The organism is Collinsella aerofaciens (genome assembly GCF_039752985.1).
Taxonomy (GTDB): domain Bacteria; phylum Actinomycetota; class Coriobacteriia; order Coriobacteriales; family Coriobacteriaceae; genus Collinsella; species Collinsella aerofaciens_BT.
The window spans coordinates 1-19,137 of record NZ_JBDMHA010000045.1 but is presented as its reverse complement, the minus strand read 5'-3'; the positions used below and the strand labels follow the sequence as shown (position 1 = coordinate 19,137).

General features: G+C 60.9%; 18 protein-coding genes. 14 read left to right on the top strand and 4 right to left on the bottom strand.

What is annotated here, in order from left to right; all coding sequences use genetic code 11:
- The coding region (locus ABHR76_RS07025; RefSeq protein WP_346977165.1) for a nucleoside recognition domain-containing protein at positions 1-615 on the top strand (615 nt) is incomplete at its 5' end.
- Positions 616-789: 174 nt separating this feature from the next.
- Positions 790-990 (top strand): hypothetical protein, encoded by a 201-nt coding sequence (locus tag ABHR76_RS07020; RefSeq protein WP_346977164.1) that lies wholly within the window; start codon positions 790-792, stop codon positions 988-990.
- Positions 991-1,057: 67 nt separating this feature from the next.
- Here the strand turns inward: ABHR76_RS07020 and ABHR76_RS07015 are convergent, their stop codons facing one another.
- Together ABHR76_RS07015 and ABHR76_RS07010 are read right to left on the bottom strand one after the other, a co-directional pair.
- The gene (locus ABHR76_RS07015) at positions 1,058-1,762 is read right to left on the bottom strand and encodes a response regulator (protein ID WP_117583373.1); all 705 of its coding nucleotides are present in this window, start codon (positions 1,760-1,762) and stop codon (positions 1,058-1,060) included.
- Entirely contained in the window at positions 1,755-4,490 is a 2,736-nt protein-coding gene (locus tag ABHR76_RS07010; protein ID WP_346977163.1) for an ATP-binding protein, read from the bottom strand. Before ABHR76_RS07010 ends, ABHR76_RS07015 begins: the two co-directional genes overlap by 8 nt.
- 334 nt (positions 4,491-4,824) lie before the next feature.
- Between ABHR76_RS07010 and kdpA the strand changes: the two genes are divergently transcribed.
- The 4 genes from kdpA to ABHR76_RS06990 all read left to right on the top strand — a co-directional run bounded on the left by kdpA (position 4,825) and on the right by ABHR76_RS06990 (position 11,520).
- A complete protein-coding gene (gene kdpA, locus ABHR76_RS07005; RefSeq protein ID WP_346977162.1) occupies positions 4,825-6,648 on the top strand; it encodes a potassium-transporting ATPase subunit KdpA in 1,824 nt (607 codons plus the stop codon).
- Positions 6,649-6,664: 16 nt separating this feature from the next.
- Positions 6,665-8,719 (top strand): potassium-transporting ATPase subunit KdpB, encoded by a 2,055-nt coding sequence (gene kdpB / locus ABHR76_RS07000; RefSeq protein WP_346977161.1) that lies wholly within the window; start codon positions 6,665-6,667, stop codon positions 8,717-8,719.
- A gap of 12 nt (positions 8,720-8,731) precedes the next feature.
- Positions 8,732-9,322 (top strand): potassium-transporting ATPase subunit KdpC, encoded by a 591-nt coding sequence (gene kdpC / locus ABHR76_RS06995; RefSeq protein WP_196022539.1) that lies wholly within the window; start codon positions 8,732-8,734, stop codon positions 9,320-9,322.
- A 248-nt stretch (positions 9,323-9,570) separates the two neighbouring features.
- Positions 9,571-11,520, top strand: a complete 1,950-nt coding sequence (locus ABHR76_RS06990; RefSeq protein ID WP_346977160.1) for an FAD-dependent oxidoreductase — start codon at positions 9,571-9,573, stop codon at positions 11,518-11,520.
- A 99-nt stretch (positions 11,521-11,619) separates the two neighbouring features.
- Here the strand turns inward: ABHR76_RS06990 and ABHR76_RS06985 are convergent, their stop codons facing one another.
- Positions 11,620-11,982, bottom strand: a complete 363-nt coding sequence (locus ABHR76_RS06985; protein ID WP_346977159.1) for a FadR/GntR family transcriptional regulator — start codon at positions 11,980-11,982, stop codon at positions 11,620-11,622.
- Here ABHR76_RS06985 and ABHR76_RS06980 point away from each other — a divergent pair.
- From ABHR76_RS06980 to ABHR76_RS06970, 3 genes are all read left to right on the top strand, one after another.
- Positions 11,981-12,160 (top strand): GntT/GntP/DsdX family permease, encoded by a 180-nt coding sequence (locus ABHR76_RS06980; protein WP_346977158.1) that lies wholly within the window; start codon positions 11,981-11,983, stop codon positions 12,158-12,160. The two genes, ABHR76_RS06985 and ABHR76_RS06980, sit on opposite strands and share 2 nt — an antisense overlap.
- A 108-nt stretch (positions 12,161-12,268) precedes the next feature.
- On the top strand, positions 12,269-13,972 hold the full coding sequence (ilvD, locus tag ABHR76_RS06975; RefSeq protein WP_346977157.1) for a dihydroxy-acid dehydratase: 1,704 nt from the start codon (positions 12,269-12,271) through the stop codon (positions 13,970-13,972).
- A complete protein-coding gene (locus ABHR76_RS06970; RefSeq protein ID WP_346977156.1) occupies positions 13,908-14,048 on the top strand; it encodes a hypothetical protein in 141 nt (46 codons plus the stop codon). Before ilvD ends, ABHR76_RS06970 begins: the two co-directional genes overlap by 65 nt.
- A 192-nt stretch (positions 14,049-14,240) precedes the next feature.
- Here the strand turns inward: ABHR76_RS06970 and ABHR76_RS06965 are convergent, their stop codons facing one another.
- Complete coding sequence (locus ABHR76_RS06965; protein WP_006234747.1) at positions 14,241-14,582, bottom strand: arsenate reductase family protein; 342 nt, start codon at positions 14,580-14,582, stop codon at positions 14,241-14,243.
- Between the two features lie 520 nt (positions 14,583-15,102).
- Here ABHR76_RS06965 and ABHR76_RS06960 point away from each other — a divergent pair.
- The 5 genes from ABHR76_RS06960 to ABHR76_RS06940 all read left to right on the top strand — a co-directional run.
- Positions 15,103-16,542 carry an MDR family MFS transporter gene (locus ABHR76_RS06960; RefSeq protein ID WP_346977155.1) on the top strand — a complete coding sequence of 480 codons (1,440 nt, stop codon included), beginning with the start codon at positions 15,103-15,105 and terminating at the stop codon, positions 16,540-16,542.
- Between the two features lie 3 nt (positions 16,543-16,545).
- A complete protein-coding gene (locus ABHR76_RS06955) occupies positions 16,546-17,052 on the top strand; it encodes a CBS domain-containing protein (RefSeq protein ID WP_006234745.1) in 507 nt (168 codons plus the stop codon).
- Between the two features lie 173 nt (positions 17,053-17,225).
- Complete coding sequence (locus ABHR76_RS06950) at positions 17,226-17,534, top strand: MGMT family protein (RefSeq protein WP_346977154.1); 309 nt, start codon at positions 17,226-17,228, stop codon at positions 17,532-17,534.
- 585 nt (positions 17,535-18,119) lie between these two features.
- Positions 18,120-18,455, top strand: a complete 336-nt coding sequence (locus ABHR76_RS06945) for a hypothetical protein (RefSeq protein WP_006234743.1) — start codon at positions 18,120-18,122, stop codon at positions 18,453-18,455.
- A gap of 5 nt (positions 18,456-18,460) precedes the next feature.
- Positions 18,461-19,137 (top strand): site-specific integrase (locus ABHR76_RS06940; protein WP_229077193.1); only part of this gene is annotated, 677 nt, incomplete at its 3' end.

The following is a 19,137-nucleotide window of genomic DNA, read 5'->3' as shown; positions in this document are numbered from 1 at the left end:
GTTTGGTTCCTGTCCAACTTTGGTAGCTACAACGGTTCCTTTGGCTTCCTGCCTGCGATGGACGGCATCCCCGAGGAGTTCATGGACTACTCCGTGCTTGCCATGCTTGGCAACCTGGTCGCTTGGATCTTCGCCCCGCTCGGCTTTAGCACCTGGCAGGCCACCGCGCTGACCGTCTCGGGTCTCGTCGCTAAGGAGAACGTCGTCGCCACCGCCGGCTCGCTGCTGTCCGTTGCCGACGCCGCCGAGACCGACCCGAGCCTGTGGACCGCGTTTGCCGGCATGTTCCCGACTATGGGCGCTTGCGTTGCCTTTGGCGCTTTCAACCTGCTGTGCGCTCCGTGCTTTGCCGCCATGGGCACTATCCGCAACCAGATGGACTCCGGCAAGTGGACCGCGATTGCCATCGGCTACGAGTGCGCCTTCGCTTGGGTCATCGGCCTGTTCATCAACCAGTTCTACAACTTGCTTGTTCTTGGACAGTTTGGTATCTGGACGATTGTGGCCATCGTGCTGCTGGTTGCGATGCTCTTCCAGATCTTCCGTCCCATGCCCAAGCATGCATGGACCGACGAGGACGAGACCAACACTGCTTCCGCCGCAGTTTCCGCTTAAGTCCGAATAAGGATTAACCCCTTTCCACGAGCCCGGGTGTCCCAGCGACACTCGGGCTTTTTGGTGGGGGAGATATGGCGTTTCCGCAGATAAAACCGACCAAAATAAACCGTCCCTATTTGGTAGGTGGAGAATGGGGTAAAGTAAGTGATGGTTAACTAGAGGAGGCTTGCTATGGCACCTATCGATATTGTTGTACTGGCTGTTATCGGCGTTGCGTTTGTCGCGGTATGCGTGCGCATCTACCGCAAGGGCGCCTGCGCCGACTGCGCTCAGGGTAGCGTTTGCACGGGGCATTGCTCCAACAAAAAGACGTGCGCCGCACTTAAGGGCGTAGACAAAATCGCCGAAGACTTGGGCCGCGGTATCAAATAAGGTCCAGACATCTAAGCGCCTCGCGAGCATCCGTTCGCGGGGTGTTTTTCACTTTTTGTGGGGTGGGCTAGAGACGCTGCATGCGGTACCCGACACCCATGTGCGTCTGAATCATCTTGGGGTGAGAGGGGTCTGCCTCGATCTTCTTGCGCAGGGTGCGCATGAACACGCGCAGGCTCGCCAGATCGCTGTCCCAGCTCGTGCCCCATATCTCGCGGGTGATGAAGGTGTGGGTGAGCACCTTGTCGACGTTTTTCGCTAGAAGGACGAGCAATTTGTACTCGGTTGGGGTAAGCGAGAGCTCGCGTCCGTCTTTCGTCGCGTATCCCGCGGCGTAGTCGATATGCAGCGGACCGTTGTCGAACGTGCTCGCTTCTGTCGACTCGCTTGACGCCATCGAGGAGCGCCTCAAATTCGCACGGACGCGCGCGAGCAACTCATCCACAGAAAAGGGCTTGGTGAGGTAGTCGTCTGCCCCTGCGTCAAGTGCTGCAATCTTGTCGGAATCTTCGGTGCGCGCCGAAATGACGATAATGGGGACTGCCGACCAGCTTCGGATCTTCGTGATGACCTCGATACCGTCAATGTCGGGAAGGCCGAGGTCGAGCATGATGAGGCTGGGGCCGTGCGACACCGCATCCATGATGGCGGCCTGGCCGTTGCAAACCTTGCTCACGACATAGCCGTGGAGGTCAAGCGCGGTCGAAACGAGGTTTTGAACGGTCAGGTCATCTTCGACCAGGAGGATGCGTGGCTTAGCGGCATTATTCATGAATCTCGATCTCCTCGGCGGGTAGGGTAAAACGGAAGACGGCCCCATGGGGGTGGTTGTCGCGAACTTCGATGACGCCGCCATGCGCCTCCACGATGGAGCGGCAGAGCGACAGCCCAAGGCCGATGCTTCGACGCGAATCCACGGGCCGCGTATTGCTTGAGGTGAAGAAGCGCTCAAAGATATGAGGCTTGTCGCAGTCTGCTACACCCGGCCCATCGTCTGCGACGTCCACCACGATGAACTCACCCTCGCGACGTGCGCTGATGGTGACAGTCGAGTCCTCGGGCGTGTATTTGAAGGCGTTCATGATGAGATTCGTAAGCACCTGCATGATGAGATGGACGTCGATGCGTACCAGCAGGATGTCGTCAGTGTGCTCGATGGTGACGGCACGTCCATGCGATGCTTGGGCGACATGGCTGAGGGCGGCCTCGATGACCTCGTCGATGAGCTCGGATGTTAAGTTGAGGCGAATGGTGCCGTCCTCGACGCGTGTGATGGCGAGGAGGTTTTCCACGGTATCGATAAGCCAGAGGGAGTCGTCGTAGATGGCATCGGCAAGATCGCAGCGTTGTTCGAGGCTGAGCTTCTCGTCGCTCTTCCGAAGGATTGCCGCAGATCCGGATATAGCCGTGAGGGGTGTCCTCAAATCGTGGCCGATGGAGCGCAAAAGGTTGGCGCGCAGCTGCTCGTTTTTCGCCAAGACCGCAGCCTCTTCGCGCTCTTGCGCCGCCCGGTCGCTTTCGAGCGCCAAGGCGCATTCACCTACGATAGATAGGACGATCGAATGCTCGAAGGCTTCGATCTCGCGCCCCTCTAGGGCGATGCCGATGACACCGAATACCTTGTCGCCGGTGCGAACCGCGAGGTAGAGACAGCGCGCCTCAGGCAGGGTCCGCGTGCTTGCGCCCGCGCGCTTGTTGTTGGTGTAGGTCCAGGTTGCAACGGCGCGCTCGTAGTCGGTGAGCAGCGACGCGGATCGGTTTTCGGTGCCAGCGGACTCATAGAGCGCTTTGCCGAGCGTGCCGTGTTCGGCGGGGTAGAAGACCACGTCGAGTTTTAGCAGTTTGACGAGTTGGTTCATGGCGACGCGGGCGCACTCCTCCGCGCTATGGGCTTGCTGCAAGAGCTGGTTCGTTTCGAGGAGTACGCGCGTTTTGAATGCGTTCTCGGCGGAGGTACGGGCGTTGTCGGCGATGCGCGCAGTTAACTCGCCGGCGACCATAGCGGTAGCGAACATGATGCCGAACGTGACCAGATAGCTTCGGTCATAGCTGGCGAGCGAAAACAGAGGCGTGACGAAGCAGAAGTTGTAAAGCACTACAGAGAGCACGCTCGATACGATCGTGCAGATACGCCCCGTCGTGGTGACGGCGGTCAGCAGGGCCGTGAGGATATAGAGGGATATGATGCTGGAATCGGCAAATCCCAGATGGCGGAAAGCCGTGCCGATCGCCGTGGCGACAAGAGAGAGAGCCAGCGTGCGAAGCACGTTTCGGCTGCTGGGCGGCTGCAGGGCGAGCGCACGGCGGCGTCCTTTGGGCCGGGAGGGCGGAGTCGACTGGTCTGGAATGATGTAAATGTCGAGGTTCGGGGCGAATGTTATGAGCTGTTCTACGAGAGATTTGCGGCCGAAGAGGGCCTGACGGACGCTGCTGCGCTCGCCCGTGCGCCCCATGACGATCTTCGAAATACCCGACAGGCGCGCGAACTCGGAGATCTGAAACGCGATGTCGTCGCCATAGACGGTTTCCATATGTGCTCCGAGCTGCTCGGCTAGGGCGATATTGGCTGCAAGCTTGGCGCGCTCATCATCGCTCATGGCTTGCGTGCGCGGGCTCTCTACGAACAGGGCGACGAGCTCGCTGCGAAACGCTTTCGCCATGCGTGCGGCGGCACGGACGATGCGGGGATTGGTCGGCGCCGGGGAGACACAGACTAAGATACGCTCCCTGGTGTAGTAGTCACGGTTTCCCAGCACGCGTGCGGCGTCTGTGAGGTGACCGGTGCGATCGGCGCAGCGGCGCAGCGCGATTTCTCGGAGTGCGGTGAGGTTCTCGACGGTAAAAAAATGCTGTTGCGCTCGGTCGGCTTGTGCGGGACGGTAGACGAGGCCGGCGCGAAGGCGCTCAAGTAGGTCTTCGGGCTCTATGTCGACGAGCTCGACCTGGTCGGCATCATCGAAGATACGGTCGGGGATTCGTTCGCTCACGACAACGCCGGTGATGGATGCAACCATGTCGTTTAGGCTCTCGATATGCTGAACGTTCACGGTCGTATAGACGTCGATGCCCGCATGTAGAAGTTCCTCGACGTCTTGATAGCGTTTGTCGTGGCGAGACCCCGGCGCATTTGTATGGGCGAGCTCGTCGACAAGGATGAGCTGAGGGGCGCGTTCGATAGCCGCATCTAGATCGAACTCGCTGAGCGCAATGCCGTTGTGCTCGATGAGTTTACAGGGCACGTTCTCAAGCCCTTGTGCAAGATGGGCAGTTGCCGGACGTTCGTGCGGCTCGATGTATCCCGCGACGACGTCGACACCTCGCCGCTTGGCGGCGTGGGCGGCTTGAAGCATCGCATAGGTTTTGCCTGCGCCAGCAGCGTAGCCAAAGAAAATCTTGAGGTGTCCCCGGCTGGTTCGAGCGTCATCGGCGACCTCGTCTTTCTCAATTGCCTTGAGGATGAGGTCTGGATTGACGCGAGTGTCCGATGCGTCGCGCTGCATAGCGTAGCCTTTCTGAAGCGTTGTCCATGCGTGCATACGCGGTGAGGACGCCACTGTATGCTCGTGAGGTCGAGTATAGGCGCACTGCAGCCGCAATAGTGCTTTCTACCTGCATCTTTACGGCATCTTAAGGACGTGAGCCCCGGCCCTCACGCCTCTTTAATCCCTAGAAGCGTTTACTGTCCCCAGACGCTTGCGAGAGCAGGCGTCCGAGACATCGGACCGCGCGTGAAAGGGGCGGTAAATGGACATCCTCATTCCCATCATCGGAGTCGTCTGCATTGGACTCTTTATCTATTACATCTACATTCTGATGAGGAGTGATTCGTAAACTATGGACGCTGCGATTCAGTACATCTTGTACTTTGCCGTGCTCGTCGTCCTGGCCGTTCCGCTCGGTCGGTTCATGGCCCATATCATGGATGGTGAGCATACGTTCCTGTCGCCTGTGATTGCTCCTGTGGAGCGTGGCGTCTATCGTCTGCTTCGCATCGACGCGGCAGAGCAGATGGGGTGTAGGCGCTATCTGGCAAGCGTGCTGGTCTTTTCGGGGATCGGCCTCGTGGCTCTTGTGGCACTCCAGGCGCTTCAGTCCTTCTTGCCGGGCAATCCCCAGCACCTGCCGGGTGTGTCATGGGACCTGTCGTTCAATACGGCTGCTTCCTTCATAACCAACACCAACTGGCAGTCCTACTCCGGTGAGACCACCCTGTCCTACCTTGTGCAGTTCATGGGTCTCACTGTGCAGAATTTCGTTTCCGCTGGCACCGGTATCGCGGTCATGTTCGCGCTGATCCGCGGCTTCCGTCAGGTCAAGGAGCAGGGTCTGGGTTCCTTCTGGGTCGACCTCACCCGCACCGTCCTGTACGTGCTCATCCCGCTGAACCTCGTGTTCGGCATCTGCCTGGCTGCCGGTGGCGTCATCTCCAACTTCCAGCCGGCTCAGAAGGCTGAGCTCGTAGAACCCGTCGCTGTTCAGCCTAATGCAGACGGCGGCTGGAGCGTCATCGACGGCGCCCAGATTGAGGGCGACACGGTCAAGGTCGACGGCAAGGTTGTCGAGGGCGCGCGCGTGGTCACCGAGCAGTTCCTGCCCCAGGGTCCCGCGGCTCCTCAGGTCGCCATCAAGCAGTCCGGCACCAACGGCGGCGGCTTCTTCGGCGTGAACTCCGCCCATCCGTATGAGAACCCCAGTGCCTTCACCAACATCATCGAGATGACCAGCCTGCTGCTGATCCCGGCCGCCTGTTGCTTCGCTTTCGGTATCGGCGTCAAGAACACCAAGCAGGGCAAGGCCATCTTTGCCGCCATGTTCATCCTGCTGGTGATCTTCACCGGCATCATCGCCGTCAACGAGCATGCGGGCACCCCGCAGCTGGCCGATGGCGGAGCGGTCAATATCGAGATGACCGACGGCCAGGCCGGCGGCAATATGGAGGGCAAGGAGAGCCGTTTCGGTATCGCCTCCTCTTCTACCTGGTCCGCTTTCACGACGGCTGCTTCCAACGGCTCGGTTAACTCCATGCACGACTCCTACACCCCGCTGGGCGGTTTTGTCCAGATGCTCCAGATTGCTCTGGGCGAGGTCGTCTTCGGCGGCGTGGGCTGCGGCCTGTACGGCATGATCGGCTTCGCCATCCTCACAGTGTTCATCGCCGGCCTCATGGTCGGACGCACACCTGAGTTCCTGGGCAAGAAGATCGAGCCGGGCGAGATGCGCTGGGCAGTTGTCCTGTGCTTGGCAACTCCGTTTGCCATTCTGGTGTGCTCGGCCATCGCCTGCATGGTGCCCGGTCTTGCCGACCAGCTCAACAATGGTGGCGCGCACGGCTTCTCCGAGGCGCTGTATGCCTTCACCTCATGCGGCGGCAACAACGGCTCGGCGTTTGCAGGCATGAACTGCAACATTCCCTGGATCAACGTCATGCTCGGCCTCGAGATGCTGTTCGCTCGCTTCATGCCCATCATCGGTACGCTGGCTATCGCCGGCTCGCTGGCCAAGAAGGGCAAGGTCGCCGAGAGCGCCGGTACCCTGTCTACCACCAACGGCATGTTCGTATTCCTGCTCGTGTTCATCGTTCTGCTGATCGGTGCCCTGAGCTTCTTTCCGGCCCTGGCGCTTGGCCCCGTTGCCGAGTTCTTCCAGATGATTGCGTAAAGGAGGGCGCAGATTTATGACTATGCAAAAAGACATGATGGGCCGCGCGGTCCGCGACTCGTTTGCCAAGCTGGATCCTCGCGTCCAGATTCAAAACCCGGTCATGTTCCTGGTGTGGCTTTCCGCCGTCATGACCTCCGTCCTGGCCGTCGCTTCCATTTTCGGTGTGCAGGACGCGGGTGTGCCCACCTACTATGTGGTCGCCATCGCGGTCATCCTGTGGCTTACCGACCTGTTCTCGAACTTCGCCGAGGCGCTTGCCGAGGGCCGCGGTAAGGCCCAGGCCGATTCCCTGCGTGCGGCCAAGAAGGATGTCGAGGCCCATCGCATCGAGTCCGTTGAGGACAAGGAGCACTTCACCGTCGTTCCCGGCACCGAGCTCATGCGCGGCGACCTGGTGATCGTACGCGCCGGCGAGCAGATTCCCGGCGACGGCGACGTCATCGAGGGCGCTGCTTCCGTTGACGAGTCCGCCATCACCGGCGAGTCCGCCCCCGTGGTCCGCGAGGCCGGCGGCGACCGCTCTGCCGTTACCGGCGGTACCACGGTGCTGTCCGACTGGATCATCGTCAAGATCTCCAGTGAGCCCGGCCAGAGCTTCCTGGACAAAATGATCGCGATGGTCGAGGGTGCCGCGCGCAAGAAGACCCCTAACGAGATCGCTCTGGAGATCTTCCTGGTGGCCCTCTCCATCGTCTTTATCCTGGTCACGCTGGCCCTGTATTGTTACTCCTGCTTCTCGGTCGGTCTTAACGACATGGACAACCCCACGGCCGTGACCACGCTCGTGGCGCTGCTCGTGTGCCTGGCTCCTACCACCATCGGCGCCCTTCTTTCCGCCATCGGCATCGCCGGCATGAGCCGTCTGAACGAGGCCAACGTGCTGGCCATGTCCGGCCGCGCCATCGAGGCCGCCGGCGACGTCGACATCCTCATGCTCGACAAGACCGGCACCATCACCCTGGGTAACCGCCAAGCCGCCGAGTTCATCCCGGTCGACGGCATCGATTCCGCGGAGCTGGCCGATGCCGCCCAGCTTTCCTCGCTGGCCGACGAGACCCCCGAAGGCCGTTCCATCGTCGTGCTCGCCAAGGAGCAGTTCGGTCTGCGCGGCCGCACACTCGAGGATAAGGGTATGGAGTTCATCCCCTTCACCGCGGCGACCCGCATGTCCGGTGTGAACTACGAGGGCAATGAGATCCGCAAGGGCGCTGCCGATTCCGTGCGCACCTATGTGGAGGCAGCCGGCGGCGTGTTCTCCCAGGAGTGCGACGAGGCCGTCGAGCGCATCGCCAAGGCCGGCGGCACCCCGCTGGTCGTGACCAAGAACTGCCGCGTGCTGGGCGTTGTGTACCTCAAGGACATCATCAAGTCCGGCGTTAAGGAGAAGTTCGCCGACCTGCGCATGATGGGCATCAAGACCATCATGGTGACGGGCGACAACCCGCTCACCGCCGCGGCAATCGCCGCCGAGGCCGGCGTTGACGACTTCCTGGCCGAGGCCACCCCTGAGGGCAAGCTCGAGAAGATCCGCGAGTTCCAGCGTGAGGGCCACCTGGTCGCCATGACCGGCGACGGCACCAACGACGCGCCGGCGCTGGCGCAGGCGGATGTCGCCGTGGCCATGAACACGGGCACCCAGGCTGCCAAGGAGGCCGGCAATATGGTCGACCTCGACTCCAGCCCCACCAAGCTCATCGAGGTCGTGCGTATCGGCAAGCAGCTGCTCATGACCCGCGGTTCGCTCACGACCTTCTCGGTCGCCAACGACATGGCGAAGTACTTCGCTATCATCCCGGCCCTGTTCTCGCCGATCTACCCGGGCCTTGGCGCGCTCAACATCCTCGGTCTGGCAAGCCCGCTGTCCGCGGTTCTTTCGGCCATCATCTATAACGCGCTCGTTATCGTCGCGCTGATCCCGGCCGCGCTGAAGGGCGTTAAGTACCGCGAGGTGCCGTCCGGACAGCTGCTGATCCACAACCTGCTCGTGTGGGGTCTGGGCGGCATCGTTGCCCCGTTCGTATTCATCAAGCTCATCGACATGCTGCTCGCGTTCTGCGGCATTATGTAAGTGGAGGTTTGTATGTTCAAAGGTGTTGCATCGCGCGCACTGGGCGTGTTCGCGCTGTTTACCGTTGTCTGCGGCCTGGGCTATACGCTCGTCGTGACCGGCATCGCGCAGCTTGCGTTTCCGTACCAGGCGAACGGTTCGCTCATCAAGGTCGACGGCAAGGTTGTGGGCTCCGAGCTCATCGGCCAGAACTTCGAGGATGAGGGCCATATGTGGGGCCGCATCCAGAACGTGTCAATTGTCGAAGGCGACGACGGCGAGCCCATGGCCTACGGCGCTCCGTCCAATTTGTCTCCGGCGAGTGAGGAGTACCGACAGCTTGTGGACGCGCGCGTCGAGAAGATCCGCGCCGCTAACCCCGATGCCGATATGGACGCTGTGCCCGTCGACCTGGTGACGTGTTCGGGGTCCGGCCTCGACCCGGAGATCTCTCCGGATGCCGCCGAGTACCAGGTCCCGCGCCTTGCCAAGGCCACGGGCAAGAGCGAAGGTGAGGTGCGCGAGATCATCGCCCAGTGCACCAAAGGCCGATTCCTGGGCGTCTTCGGCGAGCCCACGGTCAACGTGCTCAAGGTGAACCTTATGCTGGACGGCGCGCTGTAGGTGAGGGAGTGGCGGATGAGGGCGTGACTGACTATCTGAGCCCTCAATTCCACCCCGCCCATCAGTTGCGGTGAAATACGGACTGTTTTGGCTGTCAAAAGCCTTATCTACTCCGTACTCCACCGCAACTTTTTTGTGAGGGTCGGGATTGAAGGTGGGGAGTGCGAGCGAGTGCGAATGCGGCGGATACTGATACGATAGGTACGTTAGCAACTGCCGCCGAGCGGCTCAAACGAAAGGAAGCCTGTATGGAGTCATCCGCCTACCCGATGCTCTTTAGCCCGATCAAGGTCGGTACGACCGAGGTCAAGAACCGCGTCTTTATGCCGCCGGTGTCCACCAACCTGGCCGATCACGGCTATGTGACCGACGACTTGGTCGATCATTACCGTGCCCGCGCCAAGGGCGGCGTGGGCCTCATCATTACCGAGGTCGTGACGGTCGAGCCCACCTATACCTATCTGCCGGGTGACATGTGCTGCTACGACGACACGTTTATCCCCGGCTGGGAAAAGCTCGCCGCAGCCGTCCACGAGTACGGCTGCAAGATCATGCCGCAGCTCTTCCACCCCGCCTACATGGCCTTTAACATTCCGGGTACGCCGCGCCTGATCGCTCCGTCCTTTGTGGGCCCGTCCTATGCCCGCGAGGCGCCGCGCCCCATCACGGTCGATGAGATTCACGAGCTCACGCATCAGTTTGGCGACGCTGCCGTGCGTATGCAGAAGGCCGGTGTCGATGGCGTCGAGGTCCATGCGGCGCACGCCCACGGTATGCTCGGCGGCTTTTTGACTCCGCTCTACAACAAACGCACCGACGAGTACGGCGGCTCGCTCGACGCCCGCATGCGCTTCTTGCTCGAGGTCATCGCCGAGATTCGCGAGCGCTGCGGCAAGGACTTCATCATCGACGTCCGTATCTCGGGCGATGAGTACACCGATGGCGGCCTGACCCTCAACGACATGATCTACGTCTCGCGTCGTCTGGAGAAGGCCGGTGTCGACATGATTCACGTGTCGGGCGGTACCACCATCAAGCGCGGCTCCGCGATTCCCGCCGCCGGTACCCAGCAGGCCTCGCATGCCGCCTGCTCGCGCGAGATCAAAAAGCACGTCAACATTCCCGTCGCCACTGTCGGACGTATTAACGAGGCCTGGATCGCCGAGGAGCTGATCGAGGACGGCGCTGCCGACATCTGCATGATGGGCCGCGCCAATCTGTGCGATGCCGAGTTCTGCAACAAGGCCGCTGCCGGCAACGCCGACGACATCCGTCCCTGCATCGGTTGCCTGCGCTGCCTGAACGGCATTATGTTCGGCAAGCGCATCTCCTGCACCGTCAACCCGGACGTGGAACGCGACGAGGCTGGTTACGAGCCTGCCGCCGAGGCTAAGAACGTGCTCGTTGTGGGCGCTGGTCCTGCGGGTATGGAGGCTGCCTATATTGCCGCCAAGCGCGGACACAACGTGGTGCTCGTGGATAAGCAGGATGAGCCGGGCGGCGAGATGCGCATCGCAGCCGTTCCGCCGGCAAAGCAGGAACTCACCCGCGTGATCAAATACCAGTATCGCCGTCTTGCTGAGGCGGGCGTGAAGTGCGTCTTTGGTACCGAGCTTTCGGCCGAGGACATTCAGCGTGACTACGCGGGCTACGAGGTCGTCCTGGCTTATGGCGCCGAGCCCATCGCTCCGGCCTTCATGCAGGGCTTTAAGCAGGTTATGACGGCCGATGACCTGCTGGGTGGCAAGGCTTTCCCGGGCAAGAAGATCGTCATTGTGGGCGGCGGCACCGTTGGCTGCGAGACGGCCGATTACCTGGCCCCGTTGGTCAACGACCTGTCGCCGGCCAACCGCGATGTCACCGTCATCGAGATGACCAAGACGCTCGCCGCCAACGAGGGCGGCGCCGGTCGCGCGGTGCTCATCACGCGCATGCTCTCCAAGGGTGTCCACGTGCTGACCGAGGCCAAGGTGACCGAAATCACAGAGGACACCATCAGCTACGAGAAGGACGGCGAGGTCCACACCATCGCCGGTGCCGATACACTGGTGCTTGCCATGGGCTATCGTCCCAATACCAAGCTGGCCGACGACCTTGCCGCTGCCGGCGTTACCACCCACGTGCTGGGCGACGCCAACAAGTGCGGCAACATCCGCGATGCCATCGGCGACGGCTACAAGGTTGCCTGCGAGCTCTAGTCAACCCCTTTGCACCAATCGATTGCAAAAAGCGGCGGCTGCCCTGTGTGTTGGGCAGCCGCCGCCTGCGTTTTGCCAAAGAAAGATTATTGTCGGGCCCTAAATGCCTTTTGCTTCTGCTCCCTCCGCAATCATGTTGCGGTTATACACCAGGTGCAGATACATCGCGTCGTGCGCGGCGGTGGGATTGCGCGCGGCGATGGCGTCGGCCACATCGCGGTGCATGCGGATAGTTTCCTCGACGAGCTTTTTGCCGGTCACGTCGATAAAGAGGGGGACGGATGCCTTGAACACGCCCATCAGGCGGGGAACGACGAGGTTTCCGGAGCTCTCGGCAATGGCATTGTGGAACGCGGTGTCGGCGGCGGAGTAATCCTCACCGGCCTCGGCCAGGCGCTCGGATTCGTCGCAGAGCTCTTTGATACAGACGACCTGGTCGTTGGTTGCGCGCTCGGCCGCCATGCGTGCTATCTGCGGCGGTGCCACGGCCCTCTCGCACGTCAACGATGCCGGTTTTTGGATGTGCTCCTCGTTCCTGGAGATTGACGAGAAGACCACCCTCAAGTCCGGGACCGTTATGGAGACGCTCATCGGCCTTTCGGGTCTTGCCTGCGCCCTGGTGATTTCGTTCTTCGCCTAGTTCGCGTGGCTAAGCATCTTTTGCCGAGCGCATCGCTCGGTACCCATTTACACCTGATTCATTAACCAGCGATTGGCACAACCGTTCAAATCAAAAGAGGAGAGCATCATGGACGAGAAGACCAAGGCACAGATTCAGCAGGAGGCAGCCGACCTGGTTGCCAAGCTGCAGCCGCGTTCCGGCAAGTTCCGCACCATCAGCCCCGAGATGGACCCGCTGCGTCTGGGCTCTGGCTGGTCCATCGAGGATCTGGACAAGCCGCAGGTCATTATCGAGTCGACGTTCGGCGACTCGCATCCGGGTTCTGCCGGCCTGTTTGAGTTGGTCGAGGAGGTCCGTGCCGGCGTTGCCGAGGCTGGCGGTCATGGTGCCCGTTACTTCTGCACCGATATCTGCGACGGCGAGGCCCAGGGCCACGACGGCATCAACTACTCGCTGCCCAGTCGCGACATGATCGCCAACATGATCGAGATTCATGCCAAGGCCACCCCGTTCGACGCCGGCGTCTTTGTTGCCAGCTGCGATAAGGGCCTGCCTGCGAACCTTATGGCCATGGGCCGCATCAACATCCCCTCCATCGTCGTTACCGGCGGTGTCATGGATGCCGGTCCCGATCTGTTGACCCTGGAGCAGCTCGGCGCCATCTCGGCCCGCTATGAGCGCGGCGAGATTTCCCGCGAGGAGCTCGAGTTTGCCAAGCACAACGCATGCCCCAGCTGCGGCGCCTGCTCCTTTATGGGTACCGCCTCGACCATGCAGGTTACCGCCGAGGCCCTGGGCCTTATGCTCCCCGGCACGGCTCTGCTGCCCGCAACCAGCTCCGATCTGCGTGAGTTTGCGCGCGAGGCTGGCCGTCAGTCCGTGTGGCTCTCCGAGCACAACCTGTGCCCCCGCGACATCGTGACCAAGGAGTCCTTCGAGAATCTCATCATGGTCCACGGCGCCATCTCCGGTTCCACCAACTCGCTGCTGCACATTCCCGCGATCGCCCGCGAGTTTGGCATCGAGATGTCCGCCGACGATTTCGATCGCCTGCACCGTGGCGCCCACTACCTGCTCAACGTTCGCCCCGCAGGCGAGTGGCCGGCGCAGTTCTTCTACTATGCGGGCGGCGTGCCGCGCATCATGGAGGAGATCAAGTCGATGCTCCACCTCGACGTTATGACCGCCACCGGCAAGACTCTCGGCGAGAGCCTCGAGGACCTCAAGAACAACGGTTACTACGAGAAGTGCGGTCGTTACCTTGAGAAGTGGAATCTCAAGCGCGAGGACATCATCCGTCCGTTTGACCAGGCCTTCGGCACCGACGGTTCCATCGCCATCCTCCACGGCAATCTTGCTCCCGAGGGCGCGGTCGTCAAGCACACCGTCGTTCCGCGCGAGATGTTCCAGGCTACGCTCAAGGCCCGTCCGTTCGACTGCGAGGAGGACGCCATTCACGCCGTCCTGACGCACGAGGTCAAGCCCGGCGATGCCGTTATCATTCGCTATGAGGGACCCAAGGGTTCCGGTATGCCCGAGATGTTCTACACCACCGAAGCTATCGCCAGCGACCCCGAGCTGGGCGCGAGCATTGCCCTGATCACTGACGGCCGCTTCTCCGGCGCCTCCAAGGGCCCGGCTATCGGTCACGTTTCGCCCGAGGCCGCTGTGGGCGGTCCGATTGCCCTGATTGAGGAGGGCGACCTTATCCGAATCAACATCCCCGAGCGCTCGCTGTCCATCGTGGGGCATCGCCGGCAAGGAGATGGAGCCGGCCGAGGTCGACGCCGTCCTGGCCGAGCGCCGAGCCGCTTGGAAGCCCAAGGCTAATCGTTACACCTCCGGCACGCTCAAGTTCTTTACCGAGCATGCAGTTTCCGCCATTCAGGGTGGCTACATGGAGTAGCGCACGTACGCATCGAATTTCTCCTCTCATAGATGTGCGGCACAAAGAGCCCCGAGTTCAGCCACGTCACCGGGGCGCGTTGTTCAGCGCCGCCGGGGCGCTCCACTCAAACGACAAGAGACGTCTTACGCAAGCGCCCGCGTCCGTGGATAAAACCACGGGCGTGGGCGCTTCACTTTATTCCCAGCCGCTTTATTCCCAGCCCTTCCACACGTCAGGCTCGTAGCCAACGGTTGCCTGGCGGCCGTTGCGAACGATGGGCTCACGAAGAATCTGCTGGTTATCGAGCACCTTTTCGAACTTCTGGTCGGCAGCAAGATACTGTACGAGCGCAACCGTGTCGGCATCTTTCGCCTTTGGATCGATCACAGCGTCGATCCCGCCGACGGCGCGCGCCACGCTTTCGAGCTCGCCTTTGCTCATCCCCTTTTCCTTCAAGTCGATGAACTGGAACTTCACACGACGTTCCTTGAAATAGCGCTGCGCCTTCTTAGTATCGAAGCTTTTCTTCGTGCCGAATATCTGGATGTTCATACGTACCGCCTTCGCTCAATTCTCGTCCGTCCATGATACGACAAGGGAGCCGAGCAAAAACAGAGCAGGCGGAGATGGAGGAGGACGGCGACCGACCGTCGGCAAGAGTCGGCCGGATCGGACTGGCGCCCAGCGCGCGCCGGCGACACGCTCGCAGCTGCACACATAGCCGATGTACAAGCTCGCCGCGGCGTTCCCTCGCCCCGCGGTGTGGCGACAGAGAAGCACGCCACCCGTCAACGATGGCGCCTCGGTGAAGAAAATCAACGTCTGGGTTACATCCCTTGAAAGGGGCGAAGACGGCTGCTAGAATACCTCCCCGCTATGAAGGATTTGACCAAAGCATACATCGCAATTCGGCGGCCCCTGGTATACGGGGCCTCTCCTGTTGTTCCCCAAGTGCGCTCTGAGCAGCCGCTTTCTTCCTGTCGTATCTGATGCACGCATAGCACGTGCATGTTATTTCGCCCGTGGGCCGGCGCGCCTTCGGCGAAGAATCGAATAGATACGAAGGAAGCTTATGTCTGATAATTGTACGGTCGTGCCCGCCAATGGGCGCATTACCGGTACCCAGATCCGCATCGTCGCGGTCGTCGTCCTGGGTGCCTTCTTGGCGCTACTGAACCAAACGGTGATGTCGCCTGCGCTGCCGGTCATCATGTCCGATTTCGCCATCGATGCCTCGACTGCCCAGTGGATCATGTCCATATACCCGCTGGTGAGCGGAATCATGGTCCCCGTTTCGGCGTTCCTTATCGACAAGTTCAGCACCCGCGCGCTATTCTTCGGGGCGACGCTGGTGTTCGCGCTGGGCACGCTGCTGTGCGCCGCAGCCCCTGATTTCCTGTTCCTCATCATCGGTCGCGTGTTGCAAGCGGCGGGCTCAGGCGTGCTCATGCCGCTTGTCTCGGTGGTTCCCATGCTGGTGTTCCCCGTCGAGAAACGAGGAACGGCTATGGGCATGGCGGGCATCGTCATGTCGGCGGGTCCCGCGGTCGGCCCCGTCGTAGGCGGCGCGGTGATCGACACGTACGGCTGGCGCACCATGATCGGCGCCATCGTCCCCCTCGCAATTCTCGTGCTGGTGCTGGGCGTGTTCATGCTGAAAAACGTGGGCGAGCTGAAGAACCCCAAGCTCGACCTGCCCTCGGTCGTCCTCTCCACCATCGCCTTCGGCGGACTTCTCTACGGGTTCTCGAGCGCCTCGTCGATGGGTTGGGGCAACCCCGTGGTGCTCGGCTCGATCGTCGCGGGTGTCGTGTGCTTGGTGCTGTTCGTCGTACGCCAGGGCAAAATCGAGGACCCGCTGCTTCAACTGGGCACGCTCAAGACGCGCGAGTTCCGCGTGGCCGCCATCATCGTCACGCTCATCAACGCCGCATGCCTGGTCACCAACACGCTGTTGCCGTTGCTGCTGCAAACCTCGCTTGGCGCTTCGGCCTTCGAAACCGGCATGGCCATGCTTCCCGCCGCGGCGGTGGGCATCATCATCAGCCCTATCTCCGGCGTGGTGTTCGACAAGTTCGGTCCGCGTGCCATCTCGATCGTCGGCCTGGCCCTCATGACCGGCGCCCTGTTCCTGCTCTCGCTTTCGACGGTAAACACGCCCATCTTGGTGGTTGCGCTGTTCTGCATGCTGCAGTCCGCCGGCCAGTCGCTCGCGAACATGCCGGTGAACACATGGGGTGTCAATGCCTTGAAAAATGACATGATCGCCCACGGCAACGCCATCGCGAACACCGGCCGCCAGGTCGCCGGCGGTTTGTGCACGGCGCTCATCATCACGGTCATGACAAGCGTCACCGCGTCGGCCGGCGTCGATGCGAGCATCCAAGTAGCCACCGCCGTGGGCGCGGGCGTCGCTTACAAGGTGTGCGCGGCAATCGGCCTCGTTTCCCTTATCTGCGCCATATTCAGCGTGCGCACCAAGAAAACCGCACCGAAAACGAAGGAGGCATAAGCGATGTCCGAGATTCTGTCCGAGCGCATCCCGCTCGAGCTCGAGGGGACGCCCGTTTCGAGCATCATGATTGAAGAGCCGTTCACCTGCACGCAGGATTGCACGATTTCCGACGTGGTGCGCATGCTCGCCGAAAACGAGGTGAGCAGCATGCCCGTAATCGATGAGCGCAACCAGGTGGTCGGGTTCATCTCCGACGGCGATGTCATGGGAGCCATCGCGCAGCATCGCGCTCACACCATCTTCACGGGCGGCGATGCGTCCATGCTGTACTTCGACGATCAGAGCCTTGAGCAGCGCATCGAAGACCTGAAGGATCGCTGCGTCATGGATTTCGCGACGCGCCAGGTAGTGTGTGCCCGTCCCGAGCAGAGCATCGCCCGCGTCGCCGCGCTGCTGGCGAAGAAGAAGTTCAAGAAGCTTCCTGTGGTTGATGACGAGGGCAAACTCGTGGGGGTCATCCGCCGCTCCGCCATCACCAAATACATCTTCGGCATCCTTTTCCAATAGGGGCAGGTCGCACTTGAGGCGAACATCTCGAGGCATCGAGCCAGAACTGGACCAGACAACCTTGACACGCACGCGCTTTCCCTCGATGCTTCGGTAAGGGGAGCTGCGAAAATCGCAGCACGGGTGATCGGCGCCGCGCCCCCGAAGGCAAAAGCGAACACGGGAGCGATACGATGGGAAAAGTCCTGGACGAAGATTTGGTTTATGAGATTCTCTCCGTCGTGGCAGAGATTCCGGCGGGATACGTCGCCTCGTACGGTCAGATAGCGCGCCTCATCGGCGGGGAGAAAAACTCTCGCCTGGTCGGAGCGGTGCTGAGCGAGGCGGATCGCTACGGCGATTATCCCTGCCACCGCGTCGTCAACCACGCGGGACGCCTCGCGCGAAACTTCCCCGACCAGCGAGCACTACTGACGGAGGAAGGAGTCGCCTTCCGAGACAACGGCTGCGTCGACATGAAAAAGCACCAGTGGAACGAGTAGCCAGGCAGCGTAGCGTCGAAAGGAGCGACGCCACGGGGAACGACCTGCGCCCCGCCGCCGGACAACCTATGGCAAAGTGACACGTCCCACAAAGAGCGGCGCACCAGTACGAGACACGACCGCGACGTAAAAAGACCCTATGATACTCGTAAGCATCTATCTGATTGCCCGCCTCGAGATACCCAAAGAACGAGAGATGCCGAAACCCCTAGACAAAGAAAAAGGTCGGGAGCTTTTATGCTTCCGACCTGAAGTTTCATGGTCGCGGGGGGCGGATTTGAACCACCGACCTTCGGGTTATGAGGTCGCTACGACGTTGTTTCATTCAGACATTTCGACCCAAATTGAAGTCAATATAACTCCAGGTCATTTGATGTTTTCATAGATTTACGAAAGAAAAGTACGCGGAATAATTCGACCCAAATTCGACCCACAACGAGCTTGAAAGCGGTCAGGCGGAGCATTACCCTTGGGGTGTGACCCCACGCAGGGCCCACCACCAAGGGTAATGCCCGCCCGCCCCAGCCCTTTGCGCCATTCCGCGCAACCGAGCGCGATTCTCAGGCACTTCAGGCAAGGAACACGATGAACGACCGACCTCTCGTCATAGGCAAAGGAACGAAGCAACGCCGCGACAAATACACGTGGCGCTACCGTCACAGCCTCGGCAAGGATCCGGTCACGGGCAAATACCGCTATTCGCCGTGGCAGACCATACATACCACCAAAAGCCGAGAGGTCGACGCCGCACTCGAAGCCTACAAGGCAGAACTCAACAGCGGCACCTACGTCCAAAAATCGAGGGACACCGTCGGCTCGTACGCAAAAAAGTTCCACGACAACCGCGAAGGAACCATCACGCCGCTCGCCTACTCGACATCCTACTCAATCGAGAACCGGACGCGCACATCACATGCGTGATGCTCATGCTCGACACCGACATGAGAAGGGCAGAAGCCCTCGGGATGACGTGGTCCGATGTCTCCGTCGAGAACAGAAGCATCCTCATTGAGCAGCAGTTCGCGGCCGATCGAAGCGTTCGCTCGCCCAAAAGCAAGAAAAGCGTGCGGAGGATCTCGATAAGCGAGACGCTGACGTCGTATCTCGAATTCTGGAAAAAGGAGCAGGCCCGCGAAATGGAAGCCTTCGGCCTGGAACAAGTCAAAGGCACTCCGCTCGTCCACTCATTCGAACGAACGAAAGACAGGCATCCCCAAGTCAACTTCATGGACCTGAATGGGTTTTCGCGCTGGTTCAGAAACTTCAGCGTCGAGAACGGGTTCGGCAAGTTCGAAGGCGTTCGAACATACCATTATGTGAAGGAAACTGTCGACGGGGAAACGATTTCGAAGCGTTATGAGCATAAAGAGTGGCTCGAATTGAGGGATTACCTCAGGAAGCATCCCAAGGTTCGCGAGGCGAGGCATATCAGCACATATGAGAGCGAGCACCTTCCTTACGGATATTCGGGCCTATCGAGCCACACCGCTACTGCCGCTACTGCCCGCCAGCTTCCGAACCAGCGGGCGGTAGCAGCACCCCGAACATCTCGCCGACAGCGCAGAGAGTCGTCGACCTGGCGGCCAAGGCCGACATCGAGGAC

Bases quoted from the DNA above. Each gene is read 5' to 3' on its own strand.
- kdpB (WP_346977161.1), top strand. From the start codon at position 6,665: ATGACTATGCAAAAAGACATGATGGGCCGCGCGGTCCGCGACTCGTTT.
- ABHR76_RS06970 (WP_346977156.1), top strand. From the start codon at position 13,908: ATGGAGCCGGCCGAGGTCGACGCCGTCCTGGCCGAGCGCCGAGCCGCT.
- ABHR76_RS06960 (WP_346977155.1), top strand. From the start codon at position 15,103: ATGTCTGATAATTGTACGGTCGTGCCCGCCAATGGGCGCATTACCGGT.
- ABHR76_RS06990 (WP_346977160.1), top strand. From the start codon at position 9,571: ATGGAGTCATCCGCCTACCCGATGCTCTTTAGCCCGATCAAGGTCGGT.
- ABHR76_RS06965 (WP_006234747.1), bottom strand. From the start codon at position 14,582: ATGAACATCCAGATATTCGGCACGAAGAAAAGCTTCGATACTAAGAAG.
- ABHR76_RS07015 (WP_117583373.1), bottom strand. From the start codon at position 1,762: ATGAATAATGCCGCTAAGCCACGCATCCTCCTGGTCGAAGATGACCTG.
- ABHR76_RS06950 (WP_346977154.1), top strand. From the start codon at position 17,226: ATGGGAAAAGTCCTGGACGAAGATTTGGTTTATGAGATTCTCTCCGTC.
- ABHR76_RS06985 (WP_346977159.1), bottom strand. From the start codon at position 11,982: ATGGCGGCCGAGCGCGCAACCAACGACCAGGTCGTCTGTATCAAAGAG.
- kdpA (WP_346977162.1), top strand. From the start codon at position 4,825: ATGGACGCTGCGATTCAGTACATCTTGTACTTTGCCGTGCTCGTCGTC.
- kdpC (WP_196022539.1), top strand. From the start codon at position 8,732: ATGTTCAAAGGTGTTGCATCGCGCGCACTGGGCGTGTTCGCGCTGTTT.
- ABHR76_RS07020 (WP_346977164.1), top strand. From the start codon at position 790: ATGGCACCTATCGATATTGTTGTACTGGCTGTTATCGGCGTTGCGTTT.
- ABHR76_RS07010 (WP_346977163.1), bottom strand. From the start codon at position 4,490: ATGCAGCGCGACGCATCGGACACTCGCGTCAATCCAGACCTCATCCTC.
- ABHR76_RS06945 (WP_006234743.1), top strand. From the start codon at position 18,120: ATGAACGACCGACCTCTCGTCATAGGCAAAGGAACGAAGCAACGCCGC.
- ilvD (WP_346977157.1), top strand. From the start codon at position 12,269: ATGGACGAGAAGACCAAGGCACAGATTCAGCAGGAGGCAGCCGACCTG.
- ABHR76_RS06955 (WP_006234745.1), top strand. From the start codon at position 16,546: ATGTCCGAGATTCTGTCCGAGCGCATCCCGCTCGAGCTCGAGGGGACG.
- ABHR76_RS06980 (WP_346977158.1), top strand. From the start codon at position 11,981: ATGCGTGCTATCTGCGGCGGTGCCACGGCCCTCTCGCACGTCAACGAT.